Source organism: Caballeronia sp. INML3B, from assembly GCF_023631305.1.
GTDB classification, from domain to species: Bacteria; Pseudomonadota; Gammaproteobacteria; order Burkholderiales; family Burkholderiaceae; genus Caballeronia; species Caballeronia turbans.
The window spans coordinates 1-20377 of record NZ_JALQDI010000077.1 but is presented as its reverse complement, the minus strand read 5'-3'; the positions used below and the strand labels follow the sequence as shown (position 1 = coordinate 20377).

General features: G+C 61.0%; 19 protein-coding genes and 1 pseudogene. 8 read left to right on the top strand and 12 right to left on the bottom strand.

Going from position 1 to position 20377, the window contains the following annotated elements:
- Positions 1-151: 151 nt before the first annotated feature.
- On the top strand, positions 152-430 hold the full coding sequence (locus tag NCS58_RS31085; RefSeq protein WP_061118399.1) for a hypothetical protein: 279 nt from the start codon (positions 152-154) through the stop codon (positions 428-430).
- Positions 431-551: 121 nt separating this feature from the next.
- Here NCS58_RS31085 and NCS58_RS31080 read toward each other — a convergent pair whose 3' ends face one another.
- The gene (locus NCS58_RS31080) at positions 552-1217 is read right to left on the bottom strand and encodes a TetR/AcrR family transcriptional regulator (protein WP_061118398.1); all 666 of its coding nucleotides are present in this window, start codon (positions 1215-1217) and stop codon (positions 552-554) included.
- A gap of 179 nt (positions 1218-1396) precedes the next feature.
- On the opposite strand from NCS58_RS31080, the gene NCS58_RS31075 reads away from it, so the two are divergent.
- The 3 genes from NCS58_RS31075 to NCS58_RS31065 are packed head-to-tail and all read left to right on the top strand — an operon-like array spanning position 1397 to position 5586.
- The gene (locus NCS58_RS31075) at positions 1397-2524 is read left to right on the top strand and encodes an HlyD family secretion protein (RefSeq protein WP_061118397.1); all 1128 of its coding nucleotides are present in this window, start codon (positions 1397-1399) and stop codon (positions 2522-2524) included.
- Positions 2517-4082 carry an MDR family MFS transporter gene (locus tag NCS58_RS31070; RefSeq protein WP_250478297.1) on the top strand — a complete coding sequence of 522 codons (1566 nt, stop codon included), beginning with the start codon at positions 2517-2519 and terminating at the stop codon, positions 4080-4082. The genes NCS58_RS31075 and NCS58_RS31070 overlap by 8 nt, the downstream gene beginning before the upstream one ends.
- A gap of 4 nt (positions 4083-4086) precedes the next feature.
- The gene (locus NCS58_RS31065) at positions 4087-5586 is read left to right on the top strand and encodes an efflux transporter outer membrane subunit (RefSeq protein ID WP_409241831.1); all 1500 of its coding nucleotides are present in this window, start codon (positions 4087-4089) and stop codon (positions 5584-5586) included.
- A 71-nt stretch (positions 5587-5657) separates the two neighbouring features.
- Here NCS58_RS31065 and NCS58_RS31060 read toward each other — a convergent pair whose 3' ends face one another.
- The 7 genes from NCS58_RS31060 to NCS58_RS31030 all read right to left on the bottom strand — a co-directional run bounded on the left by NCS58_RS31060 (position 5658) and on the right by NCS58_RS31030 (position 10370).
- On the bottom strand, positions 5658-6023 hold the full coding sequence (locus NCS58_RS31060) for a hypothetical protein (RefSeq protein ID WP_250538990.1): 366 nt from the start codon (positions 6021-6023) through the stop codon (positions 5658-5660).
- Positions 6024-6050: 27 nt separating this feature from the next.
- Positions 6051-6800 carry an IclR family transcriptional regulator gene (locus NCS58_RS31055; RefSeq protein WP_250478295.1) on the bottom strand — a complete coding sequence of 250 codons (750 nt, stop codon included), beginning with the start codon at positions 6798-6800 and terminating at the stop codon, positions 6051-6053.
- Positions 6801-6818: 18 nt separating this feature from the next.
- Positions 6819-7571, bottom strand: a complete 753-nt coding sequence (locus NCS58_RS31050; protein ID WP_250478294.1) for an amino acid ABC transporter ATP-binding protein — start codon at positions 7569-7571, stop codon at positions 6819-6821.
- Entirely contained in the window at positions 7568-8212 is a 645-nt protein-coding gene (locus NCS58_RS31045) for an amino acid ABC transporter permease (protein WP_061118392.1), read from the bottom strand. Before NCS58_RS31045 ends, NCS58_RS31050 begins: the two co-directional genes overlap by 4 nt.
- A 21-nt stretch (positions 8213-8233) precedes the next feature.
- A complete protein-coding gene (locus tag NCS58_RS31040; protein ID WP_061118391.1) occupies positions 8234-8950 on the bottom strand; it encodes an amino acid ABC transporter permease in 717 nt (238 codons plus the stop codon).
- 51 nt (positions 8951-9001) lie between these two features.
- Positions 9002-9844 (bottom strand): transporter substrate-binding domain-containing protein, encoded by an 843-nt coding sequence (locus NCS58_RS31035; protein ID WP_061118390.1) that lies wholly within the window; start codon positions 9842-9844, stop codon positions 9002-9004.
- A 262-nt stretch (positions 9845-10106) separates the two neighbouring features.
- Positions 10107-10370 carry a DUF4148 domain-containing protein gene (locus tag NCS58_RS31030; protein ID WP_061118389.1) on the bottom strand — a complete coding sequence of 88 codons (264 nt, stop codon included), beginning with the start codon at positions 10368-10370 and terminating at the stop codon, positions 10107-10109.
- A gap of 190 nt (positions 10371-10560) precedes the next feature.
- Between NCS58_RS31030 and NCS58_RS31025 the strand changes: the two genes are divergently transcribed.
- Positions 10561-11010 carry a YaiI/YqxD family protein gene (locus tag NCS58_RS31025; protein ID WP_250478293.1) on the top strand — a complete coding sequence of 150 codons (450 nt, stop codon included), beginning with the start codon at positions 10561-10563 and terminating at the stop codon, positions 11008-11010.
- Between the two features lie 169 nt (positions 11011-11179).
- Positions 11180-11453 (top strand): annotated as a pseudogene (locus NCS58_RS31020) (hypothetical protein); the annotation flags it as partial.
- A 148-nt stretch (positions 11454-11601) separates the two neighbouring features.
- Here NCS58_RS31020 and NCS58_RS31015 read toward each other — a convergent pair.
- The 3 genes from NCS58_RS31015 to NCS58_RS31005 form a co-directional block, all read right to left on the bottom strand.
- Complete coding sequence (locus NCS58_RS31015; RefSeq protein ID WP_250478292.1) at positions 11602-12246, bottom strand: DsbA family oxidoreductase; 645 nt, start codon at positions 12244-12246, stop codon at positions 11602-11604.
- A gap of 169 nt (positions 12247-12415) precedes the next feature.
- Positions 12416-13795 carry a replication initiation protein gene (locus tag NCS58_RS31010; RefSeq protein WP_061118386.1) on the bottom strand — a complete coding sequence of 460 codons (1380 nt, stop codon included), beginning with the start codon at positions 13793-13795 and terminating at the stop codon, positions 12416-12418.
- 375 nt (positions 13796-14170) lie between these two features.
- Complete coding sequence (locus tag NCS58_RS31005; RefSeq protein ID WP_250478291.1) at positions 14171-14440, bottom strand: hypothetical protein; 270 nt, start codon at positions 14438-14440, stop codon at positions 14171-14173.
- Positions 14441-14567: 127 nt separating this feature from the next.
- On the opposite strand from NCS58_RS31005, the gene NCS58_RS31000 reads away from it, so the two are divergent.
- Together NCS58_RS31000 and NCS58_RS30995 are read left to right on the top strand one after the other, a co-directional pair.
- On the top strand, positions 14568-15776 hold the full coding sequence (locus tag NCS58_RS31000; protein ID WP_061118385.1) for a ParA family protein: 1209 nt from the start codon (positions 14568-14570) through the stop codon (positions 15774-15776).
- Complete coding sequence (locus NCS58_RS30995) at positions 15773-16744, top strand: ParB/RepB/Spo0J family partition protein (protein ID WP_250478290.1); 972 nt, start codon at positions 15773-15775, stop codon at positions 16742-16744. The genes NCS58_RS31000 and NCS58_RS30995 overlap by 4 nt, the downstream gene beginning before the upstream one ends.
- Positions 16745-17861: 1117 nt before the next feature.
- Here the strand turns inward: NCS58_RS30995 and NCS58_RS30990 are convergent.
- Complete coding sequence (locus NCS58_RS30990) at positions 17862-18035, bottom strand: hypothetical protein (RefSeq protein ID WP_250478289.1); 174 nt, start codon at positions 18033-18035, stop codon at positions 17862-17864.
- Positions 18036-20377 lie beyond the last annotated feature (2342 nt).

Sequence of the window (20377 nt, the reverse complement as noted above, 5' to 3'; positions counted from 1 at the left end):
CGGATTCCTTGTATGCGGAATGAACTTCGCTATCCGATCGCCTGCCAAATTCGAGGAAATCAGGTACACGCGTTGCGCGTGTTTTGTCCATTGACACGCTTGCTGGGCGCTTCTCACATTTCAACGCTTCGCTATCGTTATCGAGGCACGCATGAAAGTCGGCATCATCACACACGTGAACTGCCCCTGCGGGCATCGCGGCTCGATCGTGGAAAGCATCTACGATGACGGGCACTCGCACTGGTATCGGGCGACGTTGCAAGGCCTCTCCGATAACGGCCACTACGACGGCACCGACCGCCTCTTCGCGGACAACACGCCCGCGTGTTCAGCGTGTGGCCGTTCGCTGACTCCGGACGATGTCGATTCCAGCGAGTTCATGACGCGCCAGCTTCGGAGGCAGGCCGAGGTCGTCGGCGGCGGAGAATAAGCGTGGATGCAAACACTGCGTAGCGCTTTGCGTTCGGCGCGGCCGCGAAGAACTCCTATGCGCTTCGATATATTTCGCACGACGAAGCTCTAATCAGTTCGCATGCTGTTTCCCAACCGCATCACTTGAGGACCGCCGCTTCCACAGCGGCCAGATAGGCTGCCAGCGCTCGCTTGACTTCGCGCAGATAGCGGCGCGCCAACTGCACATCGCCCATCGACGGACGCAATTTGACGGCTAACGCGCCGCCCGCGAGTGCATGAAGCATCTCCACGTAAAGTTCGCGCTCGGACGCTTTCACGCCGGGCATGCGCGCGTCGATCACCTTTCTCATCATGCTGGACTTGCGTTTCTTTTTCGCTTCGTCGTGCGGCCTCGCCGACATCAGAATCAGGAAATCGGTCTTTCGCTCGAAGTATTCGATGTGCGGCGTCATGATGCGATCGATCACCGCCTCCGCCGACAGCCCGCGCCACGTCTCGCTGTCGATCCGGCCAAGCTCGTCTTCCAGTTCGTCGAGCGCCGCCGCGTGCCGATCCCACAACGCGGCAAGCAGGCTGTCGCGATCCGGGAAGAAGTGATACATCGAGCCGATCGGCGTCTCTGCGCGCCGGGCGACGCCGTGCATCGTGACGCCCTCGAGACCTTTTTCGACAATCAACTCGGCGGTCGCGTCGAGCACAGCCTCGATGCGCGCACGCCCGCGCGCCTGCAGCGGCGAACGCGCGGTGCTGCCGCGCTCCTGACCCTGCAATTCGCTTTCATTATCCGCACGAGGCTTCTTCATCGTCTCTCCTGGGACGGGCAAAACTAGACGCAATCGTCTAGACTCGGGCATACTAGACGACACCGTCTAGTTTGGCGAGCGCACCGCGTGTATCGCACACGCCGCAAGCGCGCTCGCCGTCTCGTATTCACCGAAGACTACCGTACGCACGCGGTAGTGCAAAAGATCCCGGAGAAATCATGTCAGTCACAGTGCCCACGCACGGCGACCAACCCGTTGACGCCGCCCAGGGCAAACCGTCACGCAAGCGCGTGCTGATCGCGATCGGAATCGTCGCGGTCGTCGTCGGCGTTGCGTGGGGTTTGCGCTGGTGGACTGTCGGCCGCTTCGTCGAAACCACCGACGACGCCTATCTCAAGGCCGACAGCGTGACCATCGCGCCGAAGGTGAGCGGCTACATCACGGAAGTGCTGGTCGACGACAATCAGGCCGTCGCGGCGGGCGCGCCGCTCGCGCGCCTCGACGCGCGGCAGTATCAGGCATCGCTCGATCAGGCAAAGGCGACGCTCGATGCGCGCGCCGCCGATATCCAGCGCGCGCAAGCCGAATTGAAGCAGCAGCACGCGAACGCCGAGCAGGCGAAGGCGCAGGCCGATGTGTCGCGCGTGAGCCTCACGCACGCGGAGGACGACGTCACTCGCTATCGTCCGCTCGTCGCGACCGGCGCCGAAACCGCCGAGCGCCTCGCGAGTCTCGTTTCGACGCGCGATCAGGCGCGCGCCACGCTCGCCGCGAATCTCGCCGCCGCGCGCTCCGCCACGATGCAGATCGGCGCGACCGAAGCGCAGATCGCGCAGGCGCGCGCGCAGATGGAAGCGGCGCAGGCGCAGCTCAACCAGTCGAAGCTCGACCTCGACGACACGACGCTCGTGAGTCCGGTCGCGGGTCGCGTGGGCGACCGCACGGTGCGCGTCGGCCAGTACGTGCAACCCGGCACGCGCCTGATGACGGTCGTGCCGGTCCAGTCGCTGTATCTCGAGGCGAACTTCAAGGAAACGCAAGTGGGCCGGATGCGTGTCGGTCAGCCAGCGACGTTGCACGTCGATGCGCTCAAGGGCACCGAGCTGCACGGTGTCGTCGAAAGCTTCGCGCCGGGCACCGGCGCGCAGTTCGCGCTGCTGCCGCCCGAGAACGCGACCGGGAACTTCACGAAGATCGTGCAGCGCGTGCCCGTGCGTATTCGCGTCGATACGGGTCCGGAAACGCGCAAGGTGCTGCTGCCGGGATTGTCGGTGACGGTCGATGTCGACACGAAAGCGGCCACCGACGACAGCAAGCGCGTCGCCGCCGAGAATCGCCATGACTGAATCGCACGCACGCGCGAGCGCCGTCGACTGGATCGCGGTCACGGCCGGTGCGCTCGGCGCGCTGATGGCCACGCTCGATATCTCCATCACCAACTCCGCGCTGCCGCAGATTCAGGGTGAGATCGGCGCGACCGGCACCGAAGGCACATGGATATCGACCGGCTACCTGATGTCGGAAATCGTGATGATTCCGCTCGCCGCGTGGCTCACGCGCGTATTCGGCCTGCGCAACTTCCTGCTCGGCAACGCGGTGCTGTTCACGCTCTTTTCCGTAATGTGCGGCCTTTCGAACTCGCTGCCGATGATGGTCGTGGGCCGCATCGGTCAGGGCTTCACCGGCGGCGCGATGATCCCGACCGCGCAGACCATCATCCGCACGCGGCTGCCGCGCGAGCAGATGCCTGTCGGCATGACGATCTTCGGTCTGATCGTGCTGCTCGGACCGCTGCTCGGCCCCGTGCTCGGCGGCTGGCTCGCGGAGAACATCTCATGGTCGTGGTGCTTCTTCGTGAACGTGCCGGTGGGCTTTGCGCTCGTCGCGCTGCTCATCACCGGCTTGCCGCCCGAGAAGTCGCACTGGGAGGCATTTCTCAAGGCCGACTGGCTCGGCATTGCGGGTCTGGCGATCGGTCTGAGTTCGCTCACCGTCGTGCTGGAGGAAGGCCAGCGCAATCAATGGTTCGAATCGAGCGAGATCGTGATGCTCACCTGCGTCACGGCGTTCGGCTTCCTCTTCATCGCGCTCTCGCAGTTCTTTGCGAAAAAGCCGATCGTGCGGCTCTCGCTGCTGCGCAATCCGCGCTATGCGAGCGTGATCCTGATCGTGTTCGCCGTGGGCGCGGGGCTCTACTGCGTGTCGTTCCTGCTGCCGCAGTTCCTGAGCGTGGTCGCGGGTTATAACGCGTTGCAGTCCGGCTCGATCATGCTGGTGTCCGGCGTGCCCGCGTTTCTCATCATGCCGGTGCTGCCGCGTCTGCTCGGCAAGGTGGATTTTCGCGTGCTGGTCATCACGGGGCTGCTGTTCTTCGCGGCGAGTTGCCTGCTCGACATTTCGCTTACGGCGCAAAGCGTCGGGCACGACTTCTTCTGGTCGCAGATCCTGCGCGGCTTCGGCCAGATGCTCGCGATGATGCCGCTCAATCAGGCGTCGATGGCCGCGGTTTCGCGCGAGGAATCCGGCGATGCGGCCGGCCTCTACAACATGGCGCGCAATCTCGGCGGGTCGGTCGGCCTCGCGATCATCGGCACCGTGATCGACCGTCGCAACGACTTCCATACGGCGGCGATCCGCGAATCGCTGACGGCGAACTCGGTGATCGGTCAGGAGCGCATGGCGGCGAGCGCGGCGAGCTTCGCGGCGCAAGGTGGCGACATCGCACACGCGAAAATGCAGGCGCTCGGTCAGTTGTCGATGCAAATCGGCCAGCAGGCAATCGTGATGACCTACTCCGAAACTTTTTACGTGCTGGCGATCGCACTGCTCGCGTGCCTGCCGCTCGCGCTCCTTCTCAAGACGCCGCGCGCTCAAGCCGGCGAGATGCCGTCCGCCGGCCACTGATGTCATGAATCATTCGACGATGTTTCCTTCACGCTTCACCTGTTTGCTTCCGCTCGCCGCGCTGGCGCTCGCCGCGTGCACGGTCGGCCCCGACTATCACGGCGCGCCGGACGTCGCGTCCGATGCCGCGAAAAGCGGCGCATTCGTGCGCGCACCGGCACGAGGCGTTGTCGCGACGCATGCGCCCGCGGCGTGGTGGCAGGCACTCGACGATGCGCAACTGAATACCTTGATCGATGCCGCGTTCGCGCACAATCCCGACCTCAAGATGGCACGGGCGCGTCTGCGCCAGTCGCGCTCGCAACTGAGCGGGCAGCGCGCCAACGAGTTGCCCAAGGTGTCGGCTTCGGCGGCGGCGCTGCGCATGCGTTCGCCGGATACGTCGATCTTCGGCTCGTCGTCGGGTGATCAGGGCGCGGCGGCATCGAACGGGCGCGGTCCGGTCGATTTCTACACCGTGGGTTTCGACGCCTCCTGGGAAATCGACCTCTTCGGCGGCACGCGCCGCGCGATCGAAGCCGCATCGGACGAAGCCGACGCCGTGGATGCAGATCTTTCCGACGCGCAAGTTTCGCTCGCCGCGGAAGTGGCTTCGGTGTACGTCGACCTGCGCGACCAGCAGCAGCGGCTCGCCCTCGCCGAACACACGGCCGAGTATCAACAGCAGATGCTCACGCTCACCGAGCAGCGCCGCGCGCGCGGCACGGCGGCGGAAGTCGATGTCGAACGCCTCACCACGCAGGTCGATACGACGCGCGCGACGCTCGTGCCGCTGCAAGTGCAGATCACCGACTCGCTGGATCAGCTCGCCGTGCTGACGGGCCGCACGCCCGGCGCCCTCGATGCCGAACTCGGCGCGCGTGCGCCGCTGCCCGCGTTGCCGTCGTCGGTGCCGATCGGCGATCCGGCGACGATGCTGCAGCAGCGTCCCGATATTCGCGCAGCCGAGCGGCGTCTTGCGTCGAGCAATGCGCAGATCGGCGAGCATATCGCGGACTATTTCCCGAAGGTGTCCCTCCTCGGCGATATCGGCTTTTCCGCGTCGGACCCCGGCCATCTGCTGCGCAAGCAGAATTTTTCCTGGGTCGGCGTGCCGTATCTGCAATGGAATCTGTTCGACTTCGGACGGACGGCGGCGAATGTCGATGCCGCCGAAGCCGCGCGCGACGAAGCCGAAGCGCGCTACGAGAAGACCGTGCTCGGCGCGCTGAAGGACGCCAATTCGTCGCTGTCGCGTTATGGCAATCAGCGTGAGCACGTGGTGCGGCTTCAGCAGGTTCAGGCATCGGCGGAACGCTCGGCCACGCTCGTGCGTCAGCGTTACACGGCGGGCGTATCGACGCTCATCGATCTGCTCGATGCGCAACGCACGCAGTTTGTCGCGCAACAGGACGTGGTGGCCGCGCAAGCCGAATTGCTGAAGGACTTCGTGTCGCTTCAGAAAAGCCTCGGGCTGGGGTGGGCGTTGTCGGATGCGGCGGTGCCGGTGGCGCGGGTTCGCTGAAGCGTCGCATCAAAAAAAGAGCCCCGTCAGCATTCGCGACGGGGCTCTGTGCTTTCAGCAGCGTAATGCGCTTACTTGCAGTGGCGCTCCCAATGATGATGCACGCGCACCTTGTGGCACACCGGATGATGGTGATGCGAGTCAGCAAAAGCCGGAGCGACGGAAAAAAATGCCATGCCAGCGGCCAATACGGCGAGAACAGCCTTTTTCATGAGTTCGTTGTCTTCGAGAGGAAAGAGGCGAAATCGTAACAGCGTGAGTTTACGAGTACCTTGGCAAAGCTGAACCGCGCTTTCTCGTGCCCTTCGCGCGATGCGATCGAGGAGCGCAAACCAGAGCGAAGGCGTGCGGTAAATGAATTCGCGGACGAAGTGTGCTCCGTGCGCCTGCGGCGTGAGCGTGCAAGTAACCGTCCCGGCCGCGCGGCGCTCTTCCACGCGAACTTGCGACGAGCCATACGAACATTATCTGTGCGACAGCGCCTTCGCGGACTGAAGCAGGTCGTCGAGCATCGCCTGCCGGCGTTCGGGATCGGTATCGCGACCCGTCATGAAGCACAGCGCGGCGATCGGCATGCCGGCGCGATCGCGCACGGGCGCCGCCATGCACAGGCGAAACGCGTTCGACAATCCTTCCGTGCAGCAGTAGCCCAGTTCCTTCGCGCGCTGGACATCGCGCATGAATTCATCGAAGTCGATCGTCACGCCGTTGTCGAGCGTGAAGTCCTCGCGCGGAATCAACGCGCGGATGTCGTCGGCGTTCAGATGACCCAGCAGGAGGCGTCCGGTCGCGGTCCACGGAATCGGCACTCTCACGCCGATATCCGAACTGATGTTGAACGGGCGCGCGCTGTTCTCGGACAGCACCACGGTGTACTTGTTGCCCTCGAGCATGCACAACTGCGTGGTTTCGTCATACTTGCGCACCAGCGCGAGAATCGACTGATGCGCGCGGCTGATCAGGTCGTTGTGCGTGGCATAGTCGGAGCCGTAGTAGTGCATCTCCCGACCGAAGAAGACGCTTCCATCGGCCGATGTTTCGAGCCAGCCGACTTCCGCGAGAATCGCGACCAGCTCATAGATGCTCGAACGCGGCGCACCGGTCGCTTCGATCAACTCGCGCATCGTCATCGGGCGCTGGGCGAGATGCAATTGCCGAAACATGGCAATGACCCGGTCCACGCCTCTCGCTCGCGACGATTCTGTAACTGCCATGCATTCACTCCGTATGCGTCAATGGTCGAGCACGCGATGCAGAAACTGCCGGGTGCGCTCGTTCGATGGGTTGACGAAGATCTCCTCCGGCTCGCCCTGCTCCGCGATCACGCCCTTGTCCATGAAGACGACGCGATCGGCGGTCTTGCGCGCGAAACCCATTTCATGCGTGACGACGACCATCGTCATGCCGTCGCGTGCGAGTCCGCGCATCACTTCGGTGACTTCGCCGACGAGTTCCGGATCGAGCGCCGACGTCGCTTCATCGAAGAACATGATACCCGGCTCGACCGCGAGCGCCCGCGCGATCGCGACGCGCTGCTGTTGCCCGCCCGACAGCTGGCTCGGGTAATGGTCGGCCCGATCCGCGAGCCCGACGCGATCGAGGACCTCCATTGCGCGCTTGCGCGCATCGGCCGGATTCATCTTGCGCGCCTTGATCAACGCAAGCGTCACGTTGCCGAGCGCGGTCTTGTGCGGAAACAGATTGAACTGCTGGAAGACCATGCCGACGTGACCGCGAATGTCGCGTGCGCGCTTCGGGTCGTGCATCGGCACGTCGTTGACCCAGACTTCGCCGGAATCCGTCTTTTCGAGTCCTGCCATGATGCGCAGCACCGTGCTCTTGCCCGAACCCGACGCGCCGATGAGCACGAGCACCTCGCCCGCCCGCACGTCGAGATTGATCTCGTTGAGCACGCGCGTCGCGCCGAATGCTTTACTCACGCCCGAGAGCGAAATGACGGGCCTGGTCTGGCTTTGATTGCTCACGACAGTCTCCTGCGGTCATGGTGGCGCACCCATTGCGAAAGCGGGAAGCACACGACGAAATAGATGAGTGCGACGAGCCCGTATATCTCGACCGGCTTGCCGATCCGATCGACGATCGCCTGCCCGCCGTGCATCAGCTCGGACATGCCGATCATGCTGACGATCGACGTGTCCTTGATCAGCGAGAGGTATTGTCCGATGAGCGGCGGCAGCACGATCCTGCCGGTCTGCGGCAACACGACGAACGCGAACGCCTGCATGCGCGACAGACCGAGAATCTGCGAGACTTCCCATTGGCCCTTCGCCACCGATTCGATCCCCGAACGGAACACTTCGGCGATATACGCGCCCTGATAGACGCTCAGGCCGATCACGCCGGCCGCGAATACGTCGATTGCATAACCGAAGTAAGAGACACCGAAATAGATGAACATCAGCGTGATCAGGACAGGCGTGCCGCGAAAGAGCTCGGTATAAAGGCGCGCGATGCGATCCGTGCCCCACGGTCCGAACGATCGCAACACGGCGGCAAGAAGGCCGATCAACGTGCCGCCGACGATCGAGGCGACCGACAGCAGCAGCGTCGTCACGAGACCTTGCAGCAGGATCGACAGACTGGTTCTCAGCAATTCGATTGACATGATGCGGCTCCGGTTCGGGCATCAGGCGCGATTGGCGCGGCGCAACGCGAAGCCGCCGAACCGTGCGCGCGGCCGCACGATCAGCGGCGGATGAAACATCCGGGCGCCGAGCTGGCTCGCGATCCACGACAGCACGTTGCTCAGCACCAGATACGCGACGAGAACGACCGCGAAGGTCTGGACGTACAGCAGCGTGCGCGAGTTGATCACCGTCGCGGTGCCCGTCAGTTCGGGCAACGCAATCGCGGACAGCAGCGAGGTGCCGAGCAAGAGCTGAATCAGATAGTTGACGATCGCCGGATAAACCGCACGCGCGGCCTGCGGCAATACGATCTCGGTGAAGATCTGACCGCGCTCGAGACCGAGGATGCCCGCGGCTTCGAGCTGTCCGCGCGGCACGGACTGAATGCCCGCGCGAAACACTTCCGACAGGTAAGCGCCGACATTGAGCCCCAGTGCGATTACGCCCGCCCAGTAGGCATCGAGCGAAATGCCCGCCGACGGCAAGCCGAAGAACACGATGAAGATCTGCAGGAGAACCGGCGTATTGCGGATGACTTCGACATAAGCCCGGGCGATGTACCGGAACACGGCGACCGGCGATATGCTGGCCAGCGCCGTCAGCAGTCCGAGCAGCACCGCCAGCACGAACGCGAGCAGCGTCACTTGCAGAGTCAGCCAGCCGGCTTTCAGGAACTCGGGGACATAGCCCCACAAGGTGAGCCACTCGTAACTCATTTCAGCCTCCGCGTCGTTCCGGTTTCATGCGATATCGACATCACGCCTTTCTCAGAACTGCGGGTTGAGCGGATAGCGCGGATCGGTGCCGAACCACTTTTTGTAGAGCTGCGCGTTGAGCTTCGACGCGTTGATGTTGAAGAGGAACAGGTTCAGGTAATTGAGCCACGCCTGATCGCCCGCCTTCACGCCGAAGCCGTTGTATTCGAGCGGCACGAGCGCTTCGTTCGTCACGGTCAGTTCGGGGTCGAGCGTCGCCTGATATGCGAGGAAGTTGTTGTCCTCGATCATCGCGTCGGCCTGACCTTGCTTCACGGCGAGAATCGCGGCCTGCGAGCTGTCGTATTCCTGGATCTTGATGGGAATGTTCAGCGAGCGGACTTCATCGCCGTTGGTCGAGCCTTTCACGGTCGCGATCGTACGGTTGCCCATGTCCTTGACGGACTGAATGCCGCTGCTCTTCTTGACCAGCAACGCCTCGCTCGCGACGACGTAAGGCGTCGTGAATTCGATGACCTTCGCGCGCTCCAGGTTGCGCGTGAAGTTGCAGAACACGACATCGACCTTGCTCGTCTGCAGGTTCGGAATCCGGTTCGCGCTCGTCGTGTTCACGACTTCGAGCTTGACGCCCATTTGTTTGGCGAGCTCCTTGGCGAGATCGACGTCGTACCCGTCCGGTTGACCGTCCTTGTTGTAGAAGCCGAAGGGCGCGAAGGTCAGGCAGTCGCCGACACGCAAGGTACCGCGTTGAAGTACGGCCTGAAGCGTGGGAGCAGAGCCTGCCGTGGGGCCCCCTTCCGCCGGCGTCGAAACTTTCGTACACGCGGACAACGCCAGCGCTGCGGCGATGACGAACAGCGAGACACTTCTTGCGCCTAAGTTCGAGAGTTTCATGTGCGGGTCCTGATGGAAAGATTGGGAAGCGAACCGGTTCCAAAGCCCGTCCGCATCGTAGAGCTAGTCACGGCGCACTGTCCGGTATATCGGACAGATATCTGGCTAATCGGAATGCAATGAAGTGTTGGACAATAGAATTCGGCGTGCAAGCGGCCCGAACCCCAATTGCACGGATTTTTTTGTTCAGCTATCGCAGCCGTCCTATCACGAGATCGACCGATGCCTTCAGCGGCAACGGCAACCCGCGACGGGCAAAGACCTACTGACTCGCGCCCGCCCCGATCCCCGCTTTTTTCTGAGCGTTCTGCAAATCCTGGGGATAGTTGGGATCGTTGGCGCGGCCGGGGTTGTAGCCCGCGTCCTCGAGTTTCTTCAACTCGGCGTTCTTCTTCGCGCGCGCCTGTTTTCGCGCGGCCTTTTTTTCCGCTTTCGTCATGGGTGCGGCTTGCGTCGCGTCCGTTGCGGCCGAACCGGTATCTTGAGCATAGGAAAGCGGGGCCGCGGACACGCCCACAACGCCCATGATGAGTGACACAGCAATGCTTGCCAGCTTCGTTCTCACGGTGATTCTCCGTTCTGGAGGAGATGCGTTTCAGAAAGTATAGGCGCTCGGGTCCGCGCCGCGTCGCCGGAAGACATCGTGCGATACTCGTCGCGACGCTATGCTCGCTTCCCCTTCGCGACGGCGACATAACATTCCGGGATACCAACCGATGCAAATCATCGTCGATGCCGACGCCTGCCCCGCCGTCGTGAAAGACATCCTCTTTCGCGCAGGCCCGCGCATGAAGGTGAACGTGACGCTGGTCGCAAATCAATTTCTTCGCACGCCACCCTCGCCCTGGATACGCGCCATCCAGGTGCCGGCGGGGTTCGACGTGGCCGATGCGCGCATCGTCGAGATTGCCGAGGGCGGCGATCTCATCATCACGTCGGACATTCCGCTTGCCGCCTCGGTGATTGCAAAGGGCGCCTTCGCGCTCGATCCGCGCGGCGAATGGATGAACGCGGACAACATCGAGGAACGCCTGTCGATCCGCGCGATGATGGATCAGTTGCGCGGCTCCGGCGTCCAGACGGGCGGACCGTCACCGTATGCACCGCGCGACGGCAAGAATTTCGCCGCGCAACTCGACCGCTTTCTCGTGAAGAACGTTCGATAGATACGCGGGCGAGGAGCGCCCAGCCCAGCGGCGACGAAGCGACAGGCAGCCGCGCGCCCGCGTGCAGTTCGAGATCGATCGTCGCGGGCTTGCTCGCGCACGTTTGGACGACGATCACATCGAGACGATCGCGCGCCGCGAGCACAACGTAGGGTCCGCTCGCATCGATCAGTGTCCCGGCGGCGGCGATTCGCTTCGCGCGCTGATCGGCTTGCGCATGGGCACAGGCTGCGTCTGTCTTCGTGCGACATGTGCACGCATCTGAAGGAATGCTCTGCGCGCTTGCGAGCGCCGCGTTCCAGACGAGGGTTGGACTGCGCCCATCGGCATTGAACGAGCGCGACAAGGACGGCAGGCCCGTCAAGATCGACAGTCGTCATGCATACGGCGCGACGCGGAATCTCGTGAAGCGCTTTTGGAGCGACCATCGCACGGCCACATGAATCTTCGCGCTGATGCGCGCGCTCGTCGCTCTACGGCATCGCATAGTGCGCGTGGGGCGTTTGACGGCGGGGGCATACGAGTGAACTACATGTGGTCGGCTAGCGCTGAGAAGTGTCGGGCCAGCATCGCCGAAAATCGACAACTGCTTCAACCGTTCTCATCGATGGTCTTCCGAATCGCGTCCTCGAATGCTTCGGAAGGCTGGCCGCCACTCACCAGATACTTCTGGTCGAAGATAATCGCGGGCACCGACTGGATGCCGAGTTGCTGGAACTCCCGCTCCTCCGCCCGCACCTCGTCGGCATATTTCCCATTTTCCAGCACCGCGCGCGCTGCTTCGCCATCGAGGCCGACGCTTCGGGCCGCTTCGATGAGAACGTCCGGATCGCTCGTATCCTTGCCGTCACCGTGATAGGCACGCAACAGCGCGAGCTTGAGCGGGAGCTGCTTGCCCTCGATGCGCGCCCAGTGCAGCAGCCGATGCGCATCGAACGTGTTGTACACCCAGTTGCGTTCACCGAAAGCGAAGCCTTCTTGCGCGCCGCGCTCGCGGATCATCGCCTGCGTCTCGCGAATCTGCTCCGGCGTGCGGCCATACTTGCGACCGAGATAATCGACGATGCGCTCGCCTTGCGGCCCCATGTCCGGATTCAGTTCGAAGGGATGCAACGTGATGCGCGCATCGACGGTGTTACCGAGGCGCTCCAGCGCGCGTAGCAGAGAAGACAGGCCGACAGCGCACCACGGGCAGGCAATGTCGGAGACGAAGTCGATTTGGAGAGCGCGGGACATAAGCGTGGTGAAAGTTGGAGATGAAACGGACAGGCTAGCCGAAATCGTTCTGGCTTGCGTTGTTCGCATCTGCGACGAAAGTCGGGAAGCGCGCAAGGCAGGTTGCGCGTCCGCTCGGGGCGTAGGCGATCGAGCAGCCGTAATGCTGAGCGGCATCGTCCCGATGCAGCTAGCCCCTGCCCTTCACGGATCGCACCTTGTTGAACACATACCCCGAGAATCCGTCCCGCAGGTCGGGGTACTTCTGAATGATGGCTTCGGCCAGGTCACTCGATGGATCGATGCCGAGCCTGCGCAGCGTGAGTTTCCCGCCGGGGCTTGTCTTGTAAGTGCGGCGCCAGTCCTCGCGTTGTCGCGGCGTCGCGGCTTCGTACACTTCCCAGCCCCGACGAACTTCGTCGACGATCCGGTTCTGGGCATTGACGTCTTGCGCTGCGACCTGCAATGCCCGACGCGCCTCTGCTTGCTCCTTGGCCTCGGCCTCGCGTTGGTCTGTCAGCGACAAGCCTTCCTGGATCTGTACCATCTGACGCTCCGCATCGGAGACGATCCAGCCTTCTTTCAAGGCCTTCATGAAGAAGCCAGCCGGACTCTTCGACACTTTGCCCAGCTTCAGACTGAAACGCGTGCGCTCGATTGCCTGTTCGAGGCGTGCATCGGTGTAGGTGTCACGGTCGGAAGCGATCTGGCCGAATTGCGTGCTCGAAAGACCAATCTCCTGCTTCAGCGTCTGATACAGCGCCTGCGCATGTTCGTGCGTGTGAAGCAAACGCTCGGCCATCTCCTTTCGTTCGACGCGAAAACGCATGCGCCCGATCTTGCGAGAGCCCGGTTCGTTGCGCGTCTCGTACGACAAGGAAAGATCGGACACCTCATTGATCTGGTCCACCGCCGGCGCGAGCCAGTCCCGTTTGAAGTACTTGAACTCCTGTGCCTTCGCGCCCATCGTTCCCTGCCACGCGCGCAGTTCATCGAGCGTGAACCATTCGGTTACACCCTCGCCCGCGTACGGAAGAAGATGGTCGTACATGACGCGCGCGTAGCTGAGCGTGAAAAGAGATGTGATGCGCAGGCTCAGCCAGTGCGATTTCCCGGGACCGCGGATGATCCCGATGAGATCCGGAGGCACCCGGAACTGGAAGCGCCCGCCCACGTACGAAATACGTCCGATCAGTTGAACCGATCCGAAGGGCTTCGAGCCGTCGGCATCGGGTTCGGCGGTCGCCTGAATGAGGGCCCGCTGCGCCTCCGTGATCACCTGTTCGAGATGCGCGTTGTTGCGGCTCGAGTAACGCATGAGCCACTTGAAATAGTCCAGCTCGACATCGTAAAGATCGTGAACCTTGTGTTCCTGAGCGACGATGAAATACGCTGCGTCGATAAGACGACGAGCCGACACACCGAGATCGACGATCCGAATCAGAACGTTCTTGCGCGCGAAGCCGATGTCCGATCGTGCAGCATCAACGGGCAGGCCTTCGGCGTTCGCGTCGTCGAATAACGCCAGTGCCAGTTGTCTGGACGTGGCCACCTGCCCTCCTGTCGTCATCCCGCCTCCACGTCACGCGCTGTAGTTTTGCTATCGAGCGGTACGTTAACGGCTGCAAGGTGAGATGTCAACACAAGCTACCTCACCTTGGGCCGCCGTCGACACATAAAAGCTCACCTTTACCGGCCTTCATCACAAATCTCCTCACCATTACCGCCCAGACGCCTCACCTTGGGCGGCATTTCGCTTCACCTTGGTGTGGTAAACGCAGCACCTTGATGCTCAATCCACATCACTTTGATCACAGTAAACCTCACCATGTGAGCGTATGTATCTGATTTATAGGGGACTTGGTATGTGTGTTGGTGGTGGTACGTTTTGTTTTTTTAAAAAAACGAACTAACCAGCGGTTAGGACAAAGGGGTTGCGGGGTACTCAAAAAGGGATTGCATATGCGGCGTTTTCATTCACATAAAAACGGGGTGTTTGGGTGAGGCGAATTGTGATCGGTGCGATCGCTTTGCGGCTCATAGCGTGCGCGGCCTCTCGCTGAGGTGAGGTGTTTTGTGTCAGGTTGCTGCCTGATGGAGGTACCGACGCGCCAATCCGCTGCCGTTCAGCCAGAACAGCGGCACCGCGCGAGTGCATAAGCGTCGGATAAACAAGGGTTTTCTTCAGCGCGGCGAACGATTTTGCAACTTTCATTCGATTCCAATAGCCATTCATCAACCCGGCGAGTATTCTACGGTTCGACGTCTAGTTACAGCAAAACCGTGGAAACACCACCGAGCGTGATAAAACACCTCACCGTGGACTTAAAAGGAAGCGCCGAATGAATTTGAGTGAACTGCCAGGGATCAATCGAAGGGTAAAGCTCTCCAATCTTGGAGAGTTCGCGGAGCGTTTGTCGGTCATGACGAACGAACTGCGAGACCAGATTCTGGCGCCCAGGCCGCGGAAGACGGCTCCCGTCTTCACGATCGGCGAGCTCTCCGACATGTGCGGAATCGATCGCCAAAAGATCAACTATCTGGCAACCAAGGAGGGAAGCGAACTGCCTCCGGGCGAGACGCACGGAACCGGCCGTGCGCGCATCTTCTCATTGCAGGATGCGCGGACTTGGGTGCAACAGGTCTCGGACATCTACCAGACGCCGCTCGTCACTGGCACGCGCGAGCATCGGGGTCGCGTCCTGATCACCGCGAACTTCAAAGGCGGCTCGTGCAAGACAACGACGTCGATGTGCATTGGTCAAGGGCTGAGTCTGCGTGGTCGCAAGGTTCTCATGATCGACCTCGACCCGCAAGCATCGCTTTCGGAACTGTGCGGCTTGTACGCGGAGAAGGATTTGACTTGGGAGGATACAGTCCTGCCCTTTATTTACGATCCGGATATCGAGGGTGGCCTTTCGTCAAAAGTACAGACTACGTATTGGGACGGGCTCGACGTCATTCCGGCACATAACTATTTGCACGACGCCGAATTCCACCTGCCGACGGCGCAGAAGACGAATGCCAACTTCGAGTTCTGGTCGGTGCTAAGGAAAGGGATCGAACCGCTGCGTGCGCAATATGACTACATCATTCTGGACACGGCGCCGTCGCTCTCGTATATGACGCTCAACGGGCTGATGGCCGCCGATTCGATGGTGATGCCGCTCGTCCCCGAAAGTCTCGACTTCATTTCGTCCGTGTCGTTCTGGTCATTGTTTGCCGAGGTTGCGAATGGCTTCGTCGAACACGAGGTCGACAAAACCTACGATTTCGTATCGGTGCTGCTCTCGCGTGTGGACTATGGGAGCACGTCGTCTGCGCCGGTCGTACGCTCGTGGTCCCAGCGAGCCTATGGAGACTGGTTGCATACCACCGAAATCCCGGCCAGTTCCGTCATGAGTAATGGTGCGTTGGCGTTCTCGACGGTGTTCGATTTGTCGCGTGCCGAGACCGTCGCGAAAACCTTGGCGCGTGTAAAACAGCCGATGGTGGATTACTGCAAATGGATCGATGACCAATATGTTGCCCAATGGAGGGCAGGACAATGAGCAGCCTTCGCGACCGCATGATGAGCAAGACCGCTGAAGTTCGTGCGGCCAAAGACATTCAGCTCGATCCGCAGCAGGAAAAGGCCGCGAGCCCGCGTACCGCGCCGGGAATGGCGGCCGCATTGGCGGCCGCGCAACAGCGCATCGCTCAACTCGAGCACGCCGGTCCCGCGTCAGAGGCACCGGTATCGGAAATCGTTCCGAATCCTTGGCAGCCGCGTCAGGTGTTCAACGATGCGAAGCTTGTGCAACTGGCCGAGTCGATTCGCGAGGCGGGTCTCGTCCAGCCTATCGTCGTTCGCCGCGTCGGCGCGGGTTTTCAGATTGTCGCAGGCGAGCGCCGGTGGCGCGCGCACAAGATGATCGGAAAAGAGTTTATCAAGGTCTTGGTCGTCGATCTCTCGGATGAAGAGATGGCGATGCTTGCCCTAGTGGAAAACGTCGCACGCGAGGATCTCTGCGACTACGAGATTTCGCGATCGATTCGACGGACCGAGAAAGAGTTTCCGAACCGCAAACGAATGGCTGAAGCCTTGGGGATTTCTCGATCCGAGCTCTATCGCTATTTGTCGTTCGGTGAGCTGCCCGATTTTGTTGTTCAGGATCTGGATGTGCAGCCTCGCTTACTGGGTGCGACAGCTGCCGAGAGCGTCGTCTCTGTACTCCGCGGACGGAATGGCGCTGCGTTCGAGATTGCGAAGGATCTGTGGGCGCGGGTGGTAGCGGGCGATTTGGACCAGTTGAAGTTTGGGAAGGCGATTAAGCAGGCGTTGGAGGACGAGGGGAAGCCGGCGCAGGGCGTGAGCGATCGAAGCATCGACAAGATTTTCGCGGGCGGATCTCAGGCGGGGTCGATCACCAAGGATTCGATGGGACTGACTGTCAAAATCAAAGCGGGCATGCTCACGGCCGATAAAGAAAAGCAGATCCGTGATTTGGTCGCGCAGTTGTTCGGGGATAACGGTTAGGAACGTTCGATAGCCGGGGACGGTTTTCTTCAGCCGACGCCTCCGTGACTCGCACGTCGATCGTCCTTTAGTCAGAGTGTCTCAACTTGGGACACTCTTGGTCCGGTTTTTCACTCGATGAATTTCTGAGCCCCATCCCGCGAGTGTCCCGACTTGGGACACTCTCACGCCCTCTGGCAGATTTCTAGTTCCGCAATTGCCATGCCGATGTCGCTGCTTATTAGGCAGAGACAGCGGCTTCACAAACTGCGGGGCCGCCCTTCGAGCCGACGCTCGATTGAACTCGCAACGAGTTGAGGAATTCCGATTGTCGGGTATTCGGTAGCCCGGTAAGCCCAACGCGGCGTCGTGGGAACGAGAGGGCAAGGCACCTCTGCCCTTGCCGCAAGCACTCCGCCTACACCATCGCAGTTTTTCCGATTTACTCCAGCCTCTCGTCCAGATCCGTTCGTCGAAATCAAGGTGGCTTGGACGTATCCGTAAGTTTAGAGAGTAGCCCACCAATTGATTGCGGGCCGATTGTTTATGCCTCGCGCTCTTGATAAGTCGCGAATGTGTATGGCCTCCTGCCATCCCTGCGCGACGATAATCTGCTCGGGCCGTCAGCGGGGGCGAATAATCTCGACTGCAGCTTGAGCGCCGCGCGCATATCGCGATGACGAAGAGATCGTGAAACAATCCCCTCAGCAGCGATAAAACCCTAAGAGCCTTGCTGCATAAGACTCCAGAAGTAGTCTGCGCCCCTACTTGAGGGATTGTTCCACGGAACGGCCCTGCGTTAGGCGGGACGTCTCAAGCATCGCTGCGTCGAATGCGCGATCGAACGAGGCATATGAGCGTTTGTAGTGATCAAAACGACCGGTGTAGTATTCAATACGGTCGATCGTCGAGACGTGATCGCCGCCCGAGGGCGTCGCCGTAGGCATTGGACCGGACTGACCGGCCGTCCATGCAAGCTCACGTCCGATAAAACGTCGGTATGCGATTTGTCGCGTTGCCGGCGCCACCGGCCCACCTAAAGTAGTCACGGGTCAAGCATTCAGCACTTGCTCCGGCCTTAAGTCGGTTCCGTCAGCACAGTCGAAAATTAGCGAAGATGCGGAGCCCAGGTGCGTGATTAGCGTGCACGCGAGTGTGCTCTTGCAATTTTGCTTGCGCGCGAGTGGTCAAATGAACGGCCACCGATCGAGGCAGGAATCGAGCGCGGTATCAGGATGTCCATCATCGCCAGTAACGAAAAAAACACGACGGCGACAAACAACGTCGTGCCGAGCAATTCGAGCAAAGCCATGGCTACCTCCTCGGTTCCAGAATCCCACTGTGTCGTAGCATCTACTTGCGTTTAGTTTGCGTCCGGCAGCGCCACATCAATGTCGTGAGAAGGCGTCACGATATGGCTTTGATCACTGATTCAACTCTGGCTGATGCCGCTCACAATCCGCTGAAGAAGACCACTTAATACGGGCGCGCGGCGGCGGATCGCGTCGAGCTGAATATGTGACGTTCCGCTGCTCCGGGCTTGATGGCACTCGGCTTGCTATCGGCCTCATCGGTCGATCCTGAGCCGCAAACGCCGCACTCGAACGGGTGCCGCTCGAACCGCACGTCAACGCGCGCATTGCGAAGGCAGTCAATAACGGTCGCGTGAGCCAGCGCAGAACTCAGACGAGTCATCGTAGGTCTCTCCGCCAGGATTGAATGATGCGCGCGGCTAAACGGACAGTGCTCGCCGTCGGCCAGCATGATGCTAGCGCGGCATTACGGCCAAACGAGACGAAGCTCGTGCCTGCAGCGCGCGCCAGGTGCGCGCGCGGAGCATCGCAGATATCGGCGCAAGGGCACAGATGGCCTCTTGCGGATGCGCTAGCTATTCGTCGCGAAGGAGTCTTCGCAGTCGACTTCGAAATTCGGTGCAGCGCTGGACGCGGTAGCCCAGCGAGTGCCGAAATCGAATTCGCCGTCCGCCTGCGCCATAAAAAACTGGTTTGGATAACGAAACATACTTTGCGATTTGTGATCGCGAAAGGTGAGCGACGCAGCTTCGGCGCACCGGTTCTACCGGTCGTCCGATCGTACGGCGAACATCCACGCTTGCGAGTGACTTGACGGGTCCCTGGACGCCGCGTTTGACCGCGCCTAGGGCTCATCTTGAAAACATCCAAGGCGTGTCGCCGGTTTTTCGCCGCGTTCGAACCGGACGCGCAGATACAACGCGATGATCGAATTTCGAGTCTACGTACGACGGTGCGGCGCGTCGCCGGAAATCTGCCGAAGCCCCAGCGGGGGCGAGCGCAACTAACGGTCTTTAAATGAAACTCACGCAAACCAGCACTCGCCGACAGCCTGAGTAGACGCCAGAATTAAATCAACCGACCCGTCGAAATTAAAGGTGGGCAGATGCATCGAGAGGGCGCCATCGATTCCGTTCGACTCAAACGCCGCGTCCCTTACTTCGCAGCAGCAACGACGAACTCGGCCGACCGATCGGGCAGCGTCAGCGCCGTCAGCAACTGGCCGTTGCTGAAAAGCGCGACCCCGGCGACCGTCGCGTCCGGATAAAGACAAGGCGCGGCTGCAAACGTAACCGAGGCATCCAGAAAATTTTTGTCTCAGTGAGGAATCGCCGTTCCGCTAAACGACAGCCGCTCGCTCCGACACCCTTGATCGCCCCGTCATGACCGATCAGAAACGTCGCGGCCTCACTGCCTTTAGTCGATCCCGCCGCGCCGAATATGTCTCGGCGACGGCAGACAGCGAGATCGCGCGCTCATATGGGCCGTCGTAAAGCAAATTGAACTTGAAGCCGTTCTGCTTCGCCGCGCTCGTGTAGCTCACGCCCCTGGACACTGGTTTTCTCGTTGCAATCGGCGAGAACGGGCGTTTCGCTCGTGCCCTTGCCGCTGATGCATCGTCGAGTTGCATTTGACGCTCAGCGCTGGCGCCGAAGCGTGTATAACACGGCGCTGATGCCGGCCGATGGCGTTCCGGGTCATCGGATTAACAGCGTCTCCCTAAAGTTGTAACCCTCGATGCCGATCGACGGCGAGAGCATCGACGAACTGGCGGTCGGCGTCATCGTGCCCCGTCAACGCATCCTGCGGCGTGCGCGATTGGGATCTCGAGCATGTGCCCGCTGCTATCGGCGAGGGTGCTCATTCAAGAATCCTGAGCTTGTTCTTCCTGCCCGGTTACGGTCGCGGCCGGGCGGCTTCGCGCCAGCCGTACATCTGCACCCGCGATTGAGCGTGCAATCTAGCGGAGGAAGGAGTGCAGGCCGAAGCACTGGGCTACGACATTCGTGCTGCGGCGATCAGGGCGACAATTCGTTGCGAGTCATCGGTCGGCTGCAGGCGCCCTTCTCGTGGTTCTGATTCGATTTTTTTTAAAAAAGCCGCTTGACGGCATCGAAATTGGTCCGCATAATTCGCCTCCCGTTGAATGACGGTGCGCAAGAAAGCAAGCAAGCAGCAAAGCAAATTCTTGGCGCAATGCTCTTTAAAAACTAACAGCCGATAAGTGTGGGCGCTTGATGTTGGGTGCGGTCTGGTTCTTCGGGGCTGGATATAGCGAAAGTATCAAGAGTCTCACACGAAGTATCAGAGGAAGGTTTTTCCATCTTTGGATGGAGTAAAT